General features: G+C 38.5%; 15 protein-coding genes and 1 pseudogene. 4 read left to right on the top strand and 12 right to left on the bottom strand.

The window, feature by feature from the left end; all coding sequences use genetic code 11:
• Nucleotides 1-275: transporter substrate-binding domain-containing protein (locus C4E06_RS07970; protein ID WP_157951124.1), on the bottom strand; the 275-nt coding region annotated here is incomplete at its 3' end.
• 460 nt (nt 276-735) lie between these two features.
• Between C4E06_RS07970 and C4E06_RS07965 the strand changes: the two genes are divergently transcribed.
• Nucleotides 736-1656 (top strand): bifunctional riboflavin kinase/FAD synthetase, encoded by a 921-nt coding sequence (locus C4E06_RS07965; RefSeq protein ID WP_107667586.1) that lies wholly within the window; start codon nt 736-738, stop codon nt 1654-1656.
• A gap of 2 nt (nt 1657-1658) precedes the next feature.
• On the opposite strand, the gene C4E06_RS07960 is transcribed toward C4E06_RS07965, so the two are convergent.
• From C4E06_RS07960 to C4E06_RS07950, 3 genes are all read right to left on the bottom strand, one after another.
• Nucleotides 1659-2618, bottom strand: a complete 960-nt coding sequence (locus C4E06_RS07960; protein WP_107667585.1) for a glycosyltransferase family 2 protein — start codon at nt 2616-2618, stop codon at nt 1659-1661.
• A 69-nt stretch (nt 2619-2687) separates the two neighbouring features.
• A complete protein-coding gene (gene ispD / locus C4E06_RS07955; protein WP_107667584.1) occupies nt 2688-3374 on the bottom strand; it encodes a 2-C-methyl-D-erythritol 4-phosphate cytidylyltransferase in 687 nt (228 codons plus the stop codon).
• Nucleotides 3375-3421: 47 nt separating this feature from the next.
• Nucleotides 3422-3994: a DUF1802 family protein gene (locus C4E06_RS07950; protein ID WP_107667583.1), complete on the bottom strand. Its 573-nt coding sequence runs from the start codon at nt 3992-3994 to the stop codon at nt 3422-3424.
• A 145-nt stretch (nt 3995-4139) separates the two neighbouring features.
• Between C4E06_RS07950 and C4E06_RS07945 the strand changes: the two genes are divergently transcribed.
• From C4E06_RS07945 to C4E06_RS07935, 3 genes are read left to right on the top strand one after another with little or no spacing between them, the layout of a single operon-like run.
• Nucleotides 4140-4874 carry a sugar phosphate nucleotidyltransferase gene (locus C4E06_RS07945; protein ID WP_107667582.1) on the top strand — a complete coding sequence of 245 codons (735 nt, stop codon included), beginning with the start codon at nt 4140-4142 and terminating at the stop codon, nt 4872-4874.
• On the top strand, nt 4868-5848 hold the full coding sequence (locus C4E06_RS07940) for a GHMP kinase (RefSeq protein ID WP_107667581.1): 981 nt from the start codon (nt 4868-4870) through the stop codon (nt 5846-5848). Before C4E06_RS07945 ends, C4E06_RS07940 begins: the two co-directional genes overlap by 7 nt.
• A gap of 26 nt (nt 5849-5874) precedes the next feature.
• Nucleotides 5875-7197: a recombinase family protein gene (locus C4E06_RS07935; protein ID WP_107667580.1), complete on the top strand. Its 1323-nt coding sequence runs from the start codon at nt 5875-5877 to the stop codon at nt 7195-7197.
• Here the strand turns inward: C4E06_RS07935 and C4E06_RS07930 are convergent.
• The 8 genes and pseudogenes from C4E06_RS07930 to C4E06_RS07895 all read right to left on the bottom strand — a co-directional run bounded on the left by C4E06_RS07930 (nt 7190) and on the right by C4E06_RS07895 (nt 15869).
• Nucleotides 7190-7471, bottom strand: coding sequence for a peptidase (locus C4E06_RS07930; protein WP_107667579.1), 282 nt, complete (start codon nt 7469-7471; stop codon nt 7190-7192). The genes C4E06_RS07935 and C4E06_RS07930 overlap by 8 nt on opposite strands.
• 561 nt (nt 7472-8032) lie before the next feature.
• A complete protein-coding gene (locus C4E06_RS07925) occupies nt 8033-9349 on the bottom strand; it encodes a cell wall metabolism sensor histidine kinase WalK (RefSeq protein ID WP_107667578.1) in 1317 nt (438 codons plus the stop codon).
• A gap of 242 nt (nt 9350-9591) precedes the next feature.
• Nucleotides 9592-10266 (bottom strand): response regulator transcription factor, encoded by a 675-nt coding sequence (locus tag C4E06_RS07920; protein ID WP_107667577.1) that lies wholly within the window; start codon nt 10264-10266, stop codon nt 9592-9594.
• A 266-nt stretch (nt 10267-10532) separates the two neighbouring features.
• Nucleotides 10533-11900 (bottom strand): NAD(P)/FAD-dependent oxidoreductase, encoded by a 1368-nt coding sequence (locus tag C4E06_RS07915; RefSeq protein ID WP_107667576.1) that lies wholly within the window; start codon nt 11898-11900, stop codon nt 10533-10535.
• A 299-nt stretch (nt 11901-12199) separates the two neighbouring features.
• A complete protein-coding gene (locus C4E06_RS07910; protein ID WP_107667575.1) occupies nt 12200-12550 on the bottom strand; it encodes a GTPase in 351 nt (116 codons plus the stop codon).
• 123 nt (nt 12551-12673) lie between these two features.
• A pseudogene (locus tag C4E06_RS29505) lies at nt 12674-13278 on the bottom strand (DUF2887 domain-containing protein).
• Between the two features lie 28 nt (nt 13279-13306).
• The gene (gene mutL, locus C4E06_RS07900) at nt 13307-14974 is read right to left on the bottom strand and encodes a DNA mismatch repair endonuclease MutL (protein ID WP_107667574.1); all 1668 of its coding nucleotides are present in this window, start codon (nt 14972-14974) and stop codon (nt 13307-13309) included.
• A gap of 154 nt (nt 14975-15128) precedes the next feature.
• On the bottom strand, nt 15129-15869 hold the full coding sequence (locus tag C4E06_RS07895) for a response regulator transcription factor (RefSeq protein ID WP_008276531.1): 741 nt from the start codon (nt 15867-15869) through the stop codon (nt 15129-15131).
• Nucleotides 15870-16237 lie beyond the last annotated feature (368 nt).

Below are 16237 nucleotides of genomic sequence, written 5' to 3'. Positions count from 1 at the left end.
TTGACTGCATCACTCCAATTCTCTTTAATTTCATATTTAATCTCTAAATTCGCCCGTTTTGCCACGGCTTCGATCACATCGATGGCAAATCCTTCGGGGTTTCCCTGACTATCCACGGAATAGGTGGGGGGAAAATAACGAGGTACGGCCGCTGTTACGGTGAGGGGAGGAGAAAGAGGAGGGGGCGGTTGAGAGACACTCGAAATAATTGCTTTGGGCAATAGACAAGACCCGACGCTTAAGGTTGCTCCGATGATAAAACGATAATATCCCACGTTTTTTAATTGGCGATCGCCTAATACTTTCTTATTATTTCATATTTCTCCCTGCTCCCCACTCCCTACTCCCCTGCTTTCTCAGGAGAAAACCATTGATTCTTATCGGAGTAGTATAAGTAGATCACAAAGATCCTAGTTAGGATTGCGGGGGAGCAGGGAGACCGAAGCGGAGGAGAAAGAAAATAGAATAAAAATAAAAAATTAGGGAATATGATTGAGATTCTTAGAGATTTATAACCTTTTGAACTTTTATTTACTCTAAAATACTTTAAAATAATCTCCCCTTCTCCCCACTCCTCGCGCGTTCACGCTTGTCGGGGAACCCGACCGGGGTCGCTCGTCTCCCTTGCAGCCCAAACAAGTAAGTTTTCGATCTACTGAGTATTGGCATATGCCAAAGGAGTTGATGAGTTAAGCTAAAATCAATGAGTAAAATTTTCAGGATAAGGAATTGAATGTGTGGGTAACCTCATCAACTAATAATGTCATCACCCCAACGGCCATTGCTCTTGGCAACTTTGACGGTATCCATCTCGGACATCGACAAGTGCTTAACCCTATCCTCAAACTTCAAAAACAATACACCCCCACCATTGTTACTTTTACCCCTCACCCTCAAGAATTTTTTAGCGGGCAAACACGACTGTTATTGACTCCTCTGAGGGAAAAAGTCAAACGCTTAGAGTCTATCGACGTTAAACAATTAGTCCGTTTACCGTTTGATCGCAGTTTAGCGTCTTTAAGTCCTCAAGCCTTTGTAGAAGATATTTTAGTTAAACAACTGAATGCTAAATATATCAGCGTCGGCCAAGATTTCCGTTTTGGAAAAGGGAGAGCAGGAAATGCTCAAATCTTGCAAGACTTGGCTAAAAAATTCGGGGTCTTTGTTCATATTACTAAGTTACAAACTTGTCTCAATTCAGATAACCCTTTACGCATTAGTAGTTCGAGAATTCGTCAATGTTTAGCCACTGGAAATGTGAGACAAGCTAAAGAAATGTTAGGTTATGCCTATTCGTTAGAAGGTATTGTTGTTAAAGGACAACAGGTGGGTAGAACCATTGGTTTTCCGACAGCTAATCTACAAGTTCCTTTTGATAAATTATTACCCCGTCGTGGGGTTTATTGTGTTCGGGTTATTTTGAATACAGGGGAAAGGGTAAAAGGAGTGATTAACATTGGCAGTCGTCCTACGGTTAATGGCCAAGTGCCTACGGTCGAAGTTCATTTGTTAGATTGGTCAGGAAATTTATACGGAACGTTTGTAACAGTTGAACTTGAAAAATTCTTACGCTCTGAACAAAAATTTCCCTCTCTTGATGCTCTCAAAAATCAAATTAAACAAGATTGTCTGGTCGCCCGTGAAATATTATTCTAAATTCATGATAACCAATCAATTTGTTTAGCTTTTTCGGTTAAGGTTGCTGTTTTTTGTCCTTGGCTTCTAGCATAAAAGTTAAAGAGATCAATAGGCATTTTGATTAAATCCATGGGTTGGCCTTGCCCTTTGATTAGTTTAATTGTATCTCTTGGTATTTCTTTTAATAGCCAACGTCCAACCCGATAAATGCCTTCTTTTACGGTAAATTCTCGCATTAAATCCACCCCATACAATTCGTGTAAATAGAGATTAGAACGACCATAACGTTGCCATTGACTTCTTAATTCTTTAAAGTTAGAACGATGACGATGACGAATAATCGCACTGGCAGCAAAGGTTAATTGATAGTCGGTTTGTTGTTGAATTCTCCAGCAAATATCCGCATCTCCTCCTGTGGTTAAATAGGGACGAAATAAACCAGTTTTGGTAAAAATAATTCGTCTAATTCCTAAGTTTGCTGTTTGTCCGTAGGGTAAAAAAGGATGTTCTAATAAGAATTTTTGGGATAAAACATTATTGCGTTCTGCATATTTTTCTAAAAAACTATTCCCCGGTAAAGCTTCTATTTCTCCGACGACAATGCCGATTTTTTCATCAATAAATGGCTTGACTAATTCTTCAACCCAATGGTTTAAAGGGCGACAGTCGGCATCGGTAAAGGCTAAAATTTCCCCGGTTGCTTGACGAATTCCTTGATTACGGGCAGCATAAGAACTTTGAATATTGTTCTCGTTTAAGGCTTTTAAATTTAGTCCTATTTTTTGGGATTCAATGATAGCTTGCTCTAGTAAATCTGAGGTCTTATCCTTACTATTATTATTGACTAATAAATATTCTACTTTGTCTTTGGGATAGGTTTGACATTGCAAGCAGTTGATTAAATTCGGTAAATCTTCTTGCCCATTATAAATGGGAATAATGACAGAAACTTGAGGTAAAAAATCTGTATTTTGGCTCATTATTTTTTTTGATTATTAATAACTATAACGGCTTTATTGTTGACATTTTTTTAAAAATATGTTAGAAATTTACTTGATAAATCGCTGTTTTAAAATGAATTCTGCTATGGCTAAATCCACAGGAGTGGTTACTTTTAAATTGGTTTCTTCTCCTTCAACAATTTTGACTGGTAATTGACATTTTTCAAATAAAGCAGCATCATCGGTGACTTGCCAACCCAGTTGATAGCCTTTTTCATGACAGTCTTTTAATAAGTTGACTTTAAATCCTTGAGGGGTTTGGGCAGCCCATAAATTAGAACGATTTGGGGTATCTTGAATAAATCGGTTACTATCAACAATTTTAATGGTATCTTTAACAGGAATGCCTGCAATTAATCCTTGACAAGTTAACAGTTGTTCGGCACATCGATCAAATAACTCGGAGGTTACTAAACATCTTGCGCCATCATGAATTAAAACATTTTCGGCTGCTTCGGGTAATGCTTGTAAACCATTATAAACAGAGGCTTGACGGGTTTCCCCTCCCTGGATAAATTCCACAGGTGTGCTGATAGAAATGGCGTTTAAAATTGTTTTAAAGTCAGGAAAATCGTAGGGTTGTCCGATAATACCAATCCATTCAATTTTTTGAGATGCTTCTGCTGCTAACAGCGTCCAACTGAGTAGGGGTTTACCTAAAAGAGTGAGCAGGAGTTTATTGCGATCGCTTCCCATTCGTTTTCCCATTCCTGCCGCCGGAATTAATAGATACATAATCTAATCATTAAATAACTTATTTATTGATTGTACCAAAAAAGCACTCAAGAGGACATAATAATTTTTCTAATTTCTTCTACCCTTTGATAATAGTTATTTTCAGGGATAACTGGATAACTTTTTAGCAAAGAAATTCCCTGATTTAGTTGAATCCAAGAACGACACCCTCCATAACTTGAGTGATAAGGAATCATCACAGGTTGAGGTAAGAGAAAAACACGCAACAATAAAACAAAAATAGGTTGCTTAGCTTTCCAATTAAATCGTTCTTCAACAAAGTTTTCTGTCCAAATATGATAAGGATACAGTTGTTTAATCTTAGAAAATTCTTTCACTTGAAAAACAGTAGTAATATTAGCCCAACTATTAATCGTAATGGTTTCAGGATGCCACCCCGATGAAACAGTCTCAACCAAACTACCATAATCTGATTTTAATAAATGAGGTTTTTGATGTTCGTAAGTAGGGTATAATAAGATAGGATTATGCTTAACTTCAAACTGTCCAGAAACTTCTTTAATGCCGCCTTTACGTAATAGTAAAATACTGTTACCTTTTTCTAGGCTTTTAACAGCAATATCCCACTCTTTTAAAGCATCACATAAGTCAGTTACCATGAGAAAAAATCCTCATCAATAATAATCAATAATTGTTGTAAAAAAAAGGAGTAATTAGGGCTTAATAATGGTATTATCAAATCACTTTTATCAGATTATCCATCATAATCAATTGAAACCATTGATATTGTACTAGAATATATTTATGAATGACATTGCAGCAGTAATTTTAGCAGGGGGATATGGAACGAGAGTTAAACACCTACTTCCCAACATTCCTAAACCCATGGCTTCCGTTGTCAATAAACCCTTTTTAGAATGGATTATTCGCTATCTGAAACAACAAGGAATTAAGCAACAAATTTTATCAACTGGCCATTTAGGAGAAGTGATTGAGGAACATTTTAACACTGATCAGGTCAAGGGAGTAGACATTTATTGTTGCCGTGAAAATGAACCATTAGGCACAGCCGGAGGGTTTATTAATGCCGTTCAACAAGTTAGTTTATCCCCTAAAGCATGGTTAGTTATGAATGGTGATTCTTTAATTGTAGCTAATTTTCAGGAATTAGAAAACTATTTAGAGGATAAAGAAGTCGGATGTGTCATTTTAGGGGTATCCGTTAATGATGCCTCTCGTTATGGTTCCCTGGTTTTTGATCAGTCCAATACCCTATTAAATTTTGCTGAAAAAAAAGTTGGTCAAGGGGTTATTAATGGAGGGGTTTATTTATTTCGCCACGAAACTTTAAAACAGTTTCCTTCTCAGTTTCCTTTGAGTTTTGAATATGATGTTTTTCCCACCTTACTTAAGAAAAAAATTAAGATAAAAGTCCATCCTATTGAAGCCCCATTTTTAGATATTGGCACACCAGAAACCTTACCCCAAGCAGCCGCATTTATTCAAGAAAACTTTACGAATTTATTAGAACCATGTTAATTTCACGCGCGCCAGTTAGAATTAGTTTTTTTGGAGGAGGAACAGACTATCCAGAGTATTTTTTAGAACATGGAGGGGCGGTTTTAGCCACAGCCATTGATAAATTTTCTTATGTTACCGCCAGCCCGTTTCCTAGCCATTTATTCGACTATTTAATTCGGGTTTCTTATCGAAAAGTAGAATTAGTTAAAACCGTCGAAGATATCGAACATAAAGTGTATCGTGAATGTTTAAAATTTTGCGATTTAGATAAAGATATTGAACTCCATAATGTAGCCGACTTACCGGCATTTACTGGCTTAGGTTCCTCCTCTGCTTTTACAGTGTCTTTATTACAAGCATTACATAGTTTTAAAGGAGAATTTGTTAAACCGTTAGACTTAGCTTATGAAGCCATTTATGTAGAACGTCATCTTGTCAAAGATCGTGTAGGATGCCAAGATCAACTAATGTCAGCCATGGGAGGATTCAACTTAGTTGAATTTAGAACAGAAGACGATATAATTGTCAACCGTGTTGCTATTTCCCCCCAAAGATTAGCAGAGTTTGAAGCCCATCTTTTCATTGTTTTTACAGGCATTAAACGACGGGCTGCCAAAGTAGTAGAAAAACAATTAAAACGAGTTAATGATAATACAGAAACCCTTAAACAAATGAGAAAAATGGTGGATCAGGGTTGGGATATTTTAACCAGTAATCAATCCTTATCTGCGTTCGGTGAATTATTAGATAAAGCTTGGATAGCAAAAAGAAGTTTAGATACAGTCATATCTAACCCAGAAATCGATCATCTTTATCAACTTGGACAAGAAGCCGGGGCCTGGGGTGGTAAACTATTAGGTGCCGGTGCAGGGGGTTTTATGTTATTTTTTGCCCCACCAGAAGTTCATCCTAAATTAGCACAAACCTTTGCGAATCATCAGGTACTTTCTGTTAAAATTAATGCCCCAGGGTCTCAAATTATCTTTTCATAATTTGATTTAATATTAAACTGTTTAAAATGATCATTTATGCTTATTTTTATAGCGAACCTTTACTAGAGAATGATTTAGAAATACCTATTAATCATTTAAAAATAGACCAAAGTTATCATGATTTAGGAGCAAGATATGAATTAGAAAAACTCTTAAATGATTGTCAAAAAAAACCACCGAATTATCTTTTAATTGGTCAATTAGAAGACCTAGGAGATAATGCTGAAATTGTCAAGAATACTTATCAAAAATTAACCAACTTAGGAATAAAAATACTTGCTTTAGCGAATAATAAATTGACTGATTTAGATGAACTAGAATTGTTAGAAAATACAACAAAAATTGATATTAATGATCCCAAACTCTTAGAAACTATCAAAGAAAATCAAAGAAATTTATCTCTTAAAAAAGGACAAGCATTAACAAGAATTAAAGCCCTACCACCCCCAGGAAAAGCCCCTTACGGCTACCGTCGAGGAAAAGACTGTTATATTATAGATCGTAGTACCGCCCCTATTATTAAAGACTTTTTTGAACAATTTTTATTATTTGGATCACTACGAGGGGCTGTTAATTATTTAGCCAAACGATACGGTAAAAAAATCTCCGTTTCCACAGGAAGTCGCTGGTTAAAAAACCCTGTTTATCGAGGCGACTTAAAATACAAAAATAATGAGATTATTTCTAATACCCATATGCCCATTCTTTCACGAGAAGAAGCCGCCCAAATTGATCGTTTATTGGGAAGAAACCGAAAATTATCCTCAAAAACAGCCAGCGCAAAACATTCTTTAGTCGGTTTAGTTAGCTGTCAAAAATGCCATCAGTCAATGAGTATTAACCATGTTACCCAAAGAAAGAAAAAAAAAGACTATCTCTATATCCGTCCGCAAAATTGTCCTTTAACCCCTCAATGTAAAGCCATTCCTTATCAAGAGGTTTTACAGAAAACCATTGACTATATTTGTCAGAACTTTCCTAAAAAAGTCAAAAATTTCGATCCTCAAAAAATCGCAACTTATAAAAATAAAATTCAAACTCAAATAGAAGAAAAAAAAGATATCATCAATCAATTATCTTTCTTAGTTAAATCCAATATTCTAGATGATCAAACCGCTAACCTAAGACGTTATCATTTAAACCTAGAAATGAGTCAACTAAGGTCTCAACTCGAACAACTGCCCCCAGAAAACTTAAAAAAGATTGCCGATGCTGTTTCCTTACCGAGATTTTGGCAAGACTTATCAGAAGCAGAAAGACGGTTTTACTTTCGAGAATTTATTCGTCAGATTTATATTGAACAAACCTCGAAAGTCCAATGGAATTTGGAGATTACTTTTATTATCTAATCTCATTAAGAGACCGCCGTTTTCTGAACAACCCAGTCATACTTAAACCGGTAATTAACAACCCAACTAATCCCAAACCATTCAAAACAGGAAAAATCTCATCTAACCCGATAATTTTCATCGTATGAATTTCCAGTAAGAAATGAGCAAATCTCTCCTGGTGAAACCATTCATCAAAAATAGTGAAACCCATACCCGTGAGAACCGTTGAAATTAAAGGTAGACAAAGAGCAACCGCTAACCAACGATGGTATTTACGAAAGAAACGAATCATAGAACTTCTCCCAATAAGAATTATCATTTTCACTCCTCACTCACCGCGAAATTTTTATGAAATAATATGTTCATTAATAGAAATAGCTGTCCATTTGCGACTGACATCAAAAACTGTTGAACTTGCACCACAATACATAAGAAGTATTAGGGGTAAACTAATCAGAAAAGTAAGAGAAAAATGGTGTTTTTGAAATAGACGAATCATAGTCATACCTCTTGAAAGAGAAAGGAATGAAACTCTAAAAACCTGAGTTTGATGTTAGGAATGTTGAGTGCGAAGTTCTTCTGGTTGTAAGGAAATAATAGGAATTTAAAACGTCAAGCTTGTTATCAGTTATCTATCAATTCCCTGGGGTCGAACTTACGCCTAAAAAGCAAACCCGAAGGTGAGAACTAAAGAAAAAGCAGACGTAATAACGGTAATCCACAAAATTTGTCCATCTTCACGATTCATAAGACTTCCTCCTAAACTGTAGTAACGACTTTTTGCTTCGTTACTTATTACTTTAGGGAAAGATAGTAAAGAAGTCGGGTTGATTTAATAATCTAAGGTTTTTCTCTAACTCACCAACGGTAGACGAACCTGAAAACAGCTACCCACCCCCACTTGACTCTTAACAGTAATGTCTCCCTCGTGGTGTTGGGCGATCGCTTGACAAATGGCTAACCCTAACCCCGATCCGTGGGGGCGGTACGTCCGGGCGGTATCTTCTCGCCACAAGCGATCAAAAACATGGGGTAAATTTTTCTCTGCGATACCGATACCCGTATCTTCTACCATAACCAGGGCTGATTGATCGTCTTGCTTTAAACTAACGGTGACGTTTCCCCCAATGGGGGTATATTGTAGGGCATTTTCCACTAAATTAGAAAACAAGCGTAATAGTTGATGACTATCCCCTTTAATAATGGCATCCGTGAGACAAAACAATTTTAAGCTAATGTTTTTACCTTCGGCGTTGGGTTCTGAGAATTCTACTACATCCTCTAATAATTCTATGAGAGGGATTTTTTGCCACCCTTGACGGGTCATCTCCCGTTTTCCGTCCATACGGGCTAACAACAGTAAATCTTCCACTAAATGGGACATTTGATCGGTGGCACTGAGAATAATATCCAGTTTAGGGATATCTTCGCTTTGAAACCGTTCGGGATGGCTTTTTAAGAGGGTGACAGAGGTTTTAATAGCCGTTAGGGGACTGCGTAACTCATGGGATGCGTCGGCGGTAAACTGTTTTAACTGTCGAAAACTTTGCTCAATGGGTTTAAGAGACTGACGGGTTAACCACATTCCCCCCACACTAATCAATCCTAGGGCAATCATGCCCCCAAACATGGATTTTAAGCGTAATCGGTTTAATACCGCTTCCACTGACTGGGTGGACTCACTAACCCTGACATAGCCTTCTAAATGTCGTCTTTCTTGGGGATCATGATAAGCCATGATGGTTAAAATGCGAATTTCTCCGTCGTCAACGGTTTGAAACCCCACTATAAACGGCCAGGTGGGTTTCAGGTTGCCAGAATGGGCCAAAGGTTCTTGGCGATCGCCGAACCATTCGACACTTTGTTGCGGTTGCCGAAGGTTTTGCCAGGCAATGTCTAAGTCTCCATCTTGATCCAGTTTCCGATAAGCTGGATTATCAACTGCTTTAGGATTATTTTTAATGTCAATTAAACTATGGGCTGCAGATTGGGCTAAATTAATTAAACGCTGATCCAATTGTTCGTATAAACCATGAGCAAACAATTGATAAATTAAGACATTTGAAATTAAACGAATGGCCATCATTACTAATAAATAAGACAGCAATAAACGCCACCGTAAAGCCCGAAATTGGTGATCGAGAGTTTTCTGTTTAAATTTGGGTTTCATCTTAAGCTCTTGTAAAGGGAATGGGGAATGGGGAATGGGGAATGGGGAAGGCGTATGATGGGGGCTTTAGACCCCGAAGACACCTCGGCAGCTTGACCTTCTCTAGGCGGGAGACTCAGACCCAGGGATGGGGAGAGGAAACAAGCAACGGACGAACCCTTGCCACCCCCTCTAACTCCCCCTCACACAAGGGGAGAACCCTTGCCCGTTCCCTGTTCTCTCCCCCGAAGGGGGTTGATCATTTATCCTTGTTTGAGTCGATAGCCGACACCATAAACCGTTTCAATAAAGTCAGGGGGTGCGCCTACTTTTCTTAATTTTTTTCGTAAATCTTTAATATGAACTTTCACCGCCTCTTCCGTGGGGGGATCTTCAAAAGACCAGAGGTTATCCAGAATTGCACTGCGACTTAAAACCATATTTTCGTTGCGTAAAAATAATTCTAATAATCCATATTCTTTGGGGGTTAAATGTAAGAGTTGATCCCGATAGGTCACCTCGTAATTACTGGGGTCAAGTCGCAACTGTTGCCATTCTAAAATCGGGTTAGGGGCAACATTTCCCCGTCTTAATAAAGCCCGAATTCTTGCTAATAATTCAGGGACATCAAAGGGTTTTACCACATAATCATCGGCTCCCACATCCAGGCCCATCACTTTATCTTCACTGGTATCTTTTGCCGTTAGCATAAGCACAGGAATGCTATAGCCGGATTGACGAATGCGTTGACATAAATCAATGCCATTGAGTTTCGGTAACATGACATCTAAAAGGATTAAATCATAGGCAAGAGCTTCGATAAAATCCCATCCTTTTTCCCCATCCCCAGCCATATCAACGGTGTATCGTTGTTCAGTCAAACTCGCCGCTAACACATTAGCAATGCGTTCGTCGTCTTCCACTAAAAGTATTCTCATGACCCTAACCCTAAAGATTGATGCTTAATTGCCAATTTCCCTGCAATTAAGGCAATACCTTTTATTTTAAATAGTCAGGTATTCATGAACTGTTCATTGTTAACAAAAATAGTTACCAAGGCAACAGCCTTGGAGGGGGTGGCAAGGGTTCTCCCCCTCACAAAAGGGGGAGTTAGAGGGGGTGGCAAGGGTTCTCCCCCTCACAAAAGGGGGAGTTAGAGGGGGTGGCAAGGGTGTCTTTTCCCCTAAGCCCTATTCCCTTGAATTTAGGATATATTGGGTGCTTTGAGGGTAACGGCTTGATAAATCATCGTTTCTTGGTCATCTTCGAGGGTAATTTCTGGGTCTTGTCCTGGAGTGGTAATCAGACGGGCTCCTTTGCTTTCTGTAAAGTAACTCCACGCCCATTGAACCATCACAATTAGTTTATTGTCGAATTCTAAGAGGTAGAAAACGTGGATAAATAACCAGACAAACCAAGCCAAGAAACCAGATAATTGTAACCAACCCATATCCACAACCGCTTGGTGTTTACCAATGACGGCTAAATTACCCCAGTCCCTATATTTAAAGGGTTTGAGAGGACGGTTTTGTAGTCCATTGCTAATCAAGCGGGCCACATATTCCCCTTCTTGCATGGCCACCGGGGCGATACCGGGTAAAATTCCGCCTTTTCCATCGGGATAATGGGCTAAATCTCCAATCACAAAGATATTGTTGTATTTAGCTAGGTGGAAATCAGGTTCAACCATGACCCGTCCGGCTTTATCGAGTTCTGCCTCGGCAGCATCAGCTAATATCTTAGCAACGGGAGAGGCTTTCATGCCGGCGGTCCAGAGAACGGTACGAGTCCGGATTTGTTCTAACCTACCATCCTGACGATAGGTTACCAACTGTCCTTTAATATCCGTCACTCTCACCCCTGTTTTCACTGTGACCCCTAATTGTTCTAGGGATTTTTGGGCTTTAATAGAGAGATGGGGCGGATAAGCCGGTAAAATGTATTGAGGACTTTGTAATAGGATGATTTTGGCTTCAGAGGTTTCAATATTGCGAAAATCCTCTTTTAAAGTTCCGTGGGCCAATTCCGCTAACGCCCCGGCCAATTCAACCCCCGCCGGGCCCCCTCCCACTAGGACAAAAGTTAACCAGTCTTTGCGTCGTTCAGGGTTCGGCTCTTTTTCTGCCGATTCAAAAGCAATAAAGACCCTTCTGCGCATTTCTATGGCATTTTCAATGGTTTTTAACCCTGGGGCTTTTTCTTCCCAACTATCGTTAAAATACTTCTGGGTGACCCCTGTGGCTACAATGAGGGAGTCATATTGAATTTCTCGGTAACGAAGTTTGACGGTTTGCCGTTCTGGGTTAATTTCAGTCACTTCTCCCATTAAGACTTCAGTATTTTTATTTTTACTCAATAAAGCTCTTAATGGAGAAGAAATATCAGCAGGAGATAACCCCCCTGTAGCGACTTGATAAAGTAGGGGTTGAAACACATGGAAGTTTCGCTTATCAATTAAGGTGACTTTAACCGGGGCTTTGGCTAATTTTTGGGCCGCATAAAGTCCACCGAAACCTCCACCCACAATCACAACGTGATGAAGGTTGTTGTCATTGCTTTGTTGCTTAACCATAAAGTATTATCTCTTTGTCGATTGGAGTAATAAGATTTAGGAAAACAAATACTCACCCAAAATTGATCTATCTTTAATGTTGAAATACGGATGCGTTGAAGATTGATAATGATGTTGAGGTGATGTTTAGGAAAGTGTTTAAGTCCCTTAAATCTTACTCAATTATTAGTATAAATTACCTAAGTATAACTAACAGTGTATTTGATGACTGTTTAATTGACACAGTTCTGGTATAATCACACAATATAATTAACCCTCAAGATTGGGGTTTAGACTGTTTTGATATCCTGAAGTTTTAGTTATTTAATCGTTGCTTGAAGCTGATTGATTAATTCTTCTGCACTTTGCATTTTATTTAATTCATCTTTGTTAATCAATTCATATAATTCATAATTTTTATTACTCATTAAAATAATGGGATAGTCTCTTTTTTGTTGATATTTTTTCTCAAATTCATCTTTATGTAAAAATTCTAACTCGTAATCGGATGATTCTCGAAATGTTTTCCATTCTTTGTTTTCCTTGAAAATACCATAAGTAATATTACAAAGATTACAGTTATATGTCTCTGGACTAATAATTTTATGGCCGATATCTAAGACAGTATTCATGAAACCACTATTAGCATTGTAAACAAAGATAATTTTCATTTTAAGAACTTTTGATCTCCCCTCATTTCATCTTTTGGTTTTATTTGAATGAGTGTTTTCTCAAGGAAAATGTTGGCAAAGAAGAGGCGATCGCATTTTTAAAACGAGCGATCGCTTAAGAGATTAATTTTCCTTTCTATCTCCTTTTAACCAATTTTCTAAATCAGTCATACTGCTAAAATCAAGCAATGCTTCACCGAGGTTTTCTAATTGTTCCAAGGAGAGAGTTTCAATAGTTTGATAGACTTCTGGAGATAATTCCCCTACTCGTTTGGTTAAGAGACGAAGAATTAGTGATCGTGCTTCTGCTTCTTTTCCTTCTTGCTTAATTTCTCGATAAACTTGTGTTTCCTTAATTGTAATTCCTAACATTTCTTCTACCTCCTTTTGACTCAGTTGTTCAAATTTGTACATTACGATTGTAGTTATTAATTCTATTATGCCTTGCTTTAATTGTTCAGGTCTTTCTTAAAGTATAAGAATAATTCGGCAAACAGTCTCTCATACAATTTTTCATCTTTTTGAAACTGTACCTCACAAAAATATACAATTCCTGAACTTTCATTTTCTGGTGGTAAAAACACTCCATCTATCTCAAACCTCGGTTCTTTAATGGCAACAGAATCAAATCTATATTCTGAAGCATTTTCTGGAGGATTGGTCAACAGTTCAAACAATAAAGGAGGATAGGTTTGAAAGAGTTTGTAAAAAATTGAATCTCGACGCATAAAACAGTAACTAATTTAATAATAAAGCTTAGATTCCATGACTTTTTCCAATCACCCAATGACGACGAAAAAAACGAGATAAAGAAGACTCTTCTAAAGATAAATAAATGGGTCTACCGTGGGGACAAGTGCGAGGATTTCGGGTTTTTTTCCAACTATCTAAAAGGTCTTGCATTTGACTTAATTCTAATACCATTCCATTGCGAATGGCACTACGACAAGCCACTGCAACTTGTGCGCTTTCTAAGTCTCCCCCTAAACTTAATTCCATTAAACCCTCTGCACAATCTGCCCTAGTTTCTAATAATTTCGGAACAGTACGAACCGCCCAAGTATTGTCTCCAAAGGGTTCAATATCTATCCCAATTCTTTCTAATTGTTCCACTTGTTTACTCGATAATTCTGTTAAAATAATCGCTTGTTGAACCGTGATCAATTGCCATTCATCTTGTAACTTTTCATATAATACTCTTTCGTGAGCAATATGTTGTTCAACTAACCATAAACCTTGGGAATGTTCGGCAACAATGTAGGTTTTATTAACTTGTCCCACTGCTCTTAATTTAATCAAATCTAACTCATTTGAATCAGAAGATCCGACATGATAAACCCCTTTATTTTCTGATGCTTTGAGTAACTTTTTAACACGCTGATTTTGCCCCACTGTGGTGATAGTCAGAGGAGACAATTTTAAAACTTTTTCAATAATTTCTGTAACTTGATCTTGCCAAAAGTCTAAAGATTGTAAATAAATTTCTGTTTTAGCCGGGTGCCGGTTCCAATCGATTTCTGAGGGTGGTATCTTGAAATGGAGAAAACCAATGGGAAAACGGCCTTTCGGTAACGTACGACTTAAGGCAGCTAAGACCGTTTGTTCTAATTGAGGCGATCGCACCACACGGCCATTGACTGCGATTTTCAACCAATCTAAACGGCCCCGTGAAGTGCGATCGGGCAACCCTAAAACCATCTCTAGTTTAGCCTCTTCTTGGCAAGGGGTAACCATTGTCTCACAGAGAAACTGTAAATCGTGAAAATGAACCGACTTCACTAACTGGGGTAAAATTTGCTGTGGGGTTTTCCCAGGACTGATAGTCAACCAAGGTTTATGATGATGATAAACTTGCCAAGTAATCTGGGGATGACACAGGGACATATTGTCAATTATGCCCTGTATCGCCTTTAATTGTTGCTTGAAGGTGGGTAAACCTTGACGGCGCACAGGAATAGTCCCAAATAGGTCAGAAGCCGTCACAATGGTTCCTGGTGCCATTGGTGAAGTTGCTTCTTTGATAACTTCCCCTTGCTGATTATAATCAACACACCATCCCGTTTGATAGTCCGTAGCGTCTCGACTCTTGATGGTTAGCTGGCCGACTTGAGTAATACTAAATAAAGCTTCTCCCCTAAACCCCAAACTGGTGATTTTCCAGAGATCGTCTAAGTCACAAATTTTGCTAGTATGATGGGCTTTAGCACAGTGACGTAAATTTTCTAACGATATTCCTCTACCATTATCTGCGACCTCTACCTGCCATAATTCAGGCAATATCGAAATGGTTAAGCGGGTAGCTTCTGCATCAATGGCATTTTCAACCAATTCACGCACAACAGCCGCTAATGAGTCAATTACTTCTCCGGCTGCGATTAAATTAACAATCTCAGAAGAAAGAAGTCGAATGGGGGTGACATAAATGGAAACTATGATTCCTTAAATGGTTTGATCGTTGAATCTACCATCTTAATCCATCGTTTAGTTGTTTTTAGGGAACCGATGTTTAAGATGTCCCCCCCACTTCCACATAATTCAGGGATTTTGTCACCAATAAATCCCTACCTTTCGGAACCATTTACACCACTGCAGCATCAGTAGACAAAGGTAACTGTTCAGAACTGGGTAACTCTAAACAGTAGCCCGCCCCGTAAACGGTTTTGATGTAGCAAGGATGTCTAGGATCGGGTTCTAATTTTGTCCGTAAATGACGAATATGAACACGAATAGTCTCAATATCGTCATCGGGATCATAACCCCACACTTCCTTGAGAATTTCGCTAGGGGACACGGTTTGGCCATGACGCTGTAGTAAACAGTGCAGTAACTCAAATTCGAGGTGAGTTAACTTGACGGTATCCTCAAACCAAATGGCTTCAAATCGTTCAGGAATTAAGGTCAATGGACCATAATTCAAGATTTCTGAATGTTTCGCCGCTTGAGGAATGCGATCGGTTCGTCTTAATAAAGCCCGTACCCTAGCCAGCATTTCTGCTAACTCGAAGGGTTTGGTTAAATAATCATCAGCCCCGGCGTTAAACCCTTCAACTTTGTCTTGGGTTTGACCTAAAGCCGATAACATCAATACGGGAATATCGGCGGTGCGATCGTCCCGTCGCAGTCTTTGACAAACCGTAAAGCCGTCCACTTTGGGTAACATGAGATCCAGCATGATTAAATCAGGCTGTAATTGAACAGCGAGGGCCTGTCCTTTGATCCCGTCCGGGGCTTGTTTGATGTCATAACCCGCCATCTCTAGGTTGGTGGCGATAAGGTCTCTAATGGCATCATCATCTTCAATTACGAGTATTCGAGGCATTGCAACAAAATGATAAGTAACTGTAAACGTTCACTAAGAAGTATGTTCAGATCATAATGAATCCTGTACCGATTATAAGCATGATTTCTCAAATCGTTGTCAAATTGTTAAATTTCCCAGATAAAAATAGGGTCTGACCCCCAGTTAGTTAAGATTTGTTAAGAGATATGTCTCTAAAAATGATGGTTGATTTTTTCTGCTACCTTAATAAAACACTCAACGAGATCCCTATGAAACTCAATAAAGTAAACTCATGATGATTATCGATTATGTCAAGCAACTCCCCTGATACCCTTTCTGGTTGGGGACATGGTCTAGCTCGATTTGAGATAGAATGACAAGGGAACCTCGATTTTGCTACGATACCT

The sequence above is a fragment of the Cyanothece sp. BG0011 genome (assembly GCF_003013815.1).
Classification (GTDB): Bacteria; Cyanobacteriota; Cyanobacteriia; order Cyanobacteriales; family Microcystaceae; genus Crocosphaera.
The sequence above is the reverse complement of the archived record's forward strand: the minus strand, read 5'-3'. Positions and strand labels throughout refer to the sequence as shown.

Bases quoted from the DNA above. Each gene is read 5' to 3' on its own strand.
- C4E06_RS07960 (WP_107667585.1), bottom strand. From the start codon at position 2,618: ATGAGCCAAAATACAGATTTTTTACCTCAAGTTTCTGTCATTATTCCC.
- C4E06_RS07915 (WP_107667576.1), bottom strand. From the start codon at position 11,900: ATGGTTAAGCAACAAAGCAATGACAACAACCTTCATCACGTTGTGATT.
- C4E06_RS07895 (WP_008276531.1), bottom strand. From the start codon at position 15,869: ATGCCTCGAATACTCGTAATTGAAGATGATGATGCCATTAGAGACCTT.
- C4E06_RS07920 (WP_107667577.1), bottom strand. From the start codon at position 10,266: ATGAGAATACTTTTAGTGGAAGACGACGAACGCATTGCTAATGTGTTA.
- ispD (WP_107667584.1), bottom strand. From the start codon at position 3,374: ATGTATCTATTAATTCCGGCGGCAGGAATGGGAAAACGAATGGGAAGC.
- C4E06_RS07945 (WP_107667582.1), top strand. From the start codon at position 4,140: ATGAATGACATTGCAGCAGTAATTTTAGCAGGGGGATATGGAACGAGA.
- C4E06_RS07910 (WP_107667575.1), bottom strand. From the start codon at position 12,550: ATGAAAATTATCTTTGTTTACAATGCTAATAGTGGTTTCATGAATACT.
- C4E06_RS07925 (WP_107667578.1), bottom strand. From the start codon at position 9,349: ATGAAACCCAAATTTAAACAGAAAACTCTCGATCACCAATTTCGGGCT.
- C4E06_RS07935 (WP_107667580.1), top strand. From the start codon at position 5,875: ATGATCATTTATGCTTATTTTTATAGCGAACCTTTACTAGAGAATGAT.
- C4E06_RS07950 (WP_107667583.1), bottom strand. From the start codon at position 3,994: ATGGTAACTGACTTATGTGATGCTTTAAAAGAGTGGGATATTGCTGTT.
- C4E06_RS07940 (WP_107667581.1), top strand. From the start codon at position 4,868: ATGTTAATTTCACGCGCGCCAGTTAGAATTAGTTTTTTTGGAGGAGGA.
- C4E06_RS07930 (WP_107667579.1), bottom strand. From the start codon at position 7,471: ATGATTCGTTTCTTTCGTAAATACCATCGTTGGTTAGCGGTTGCTCTT.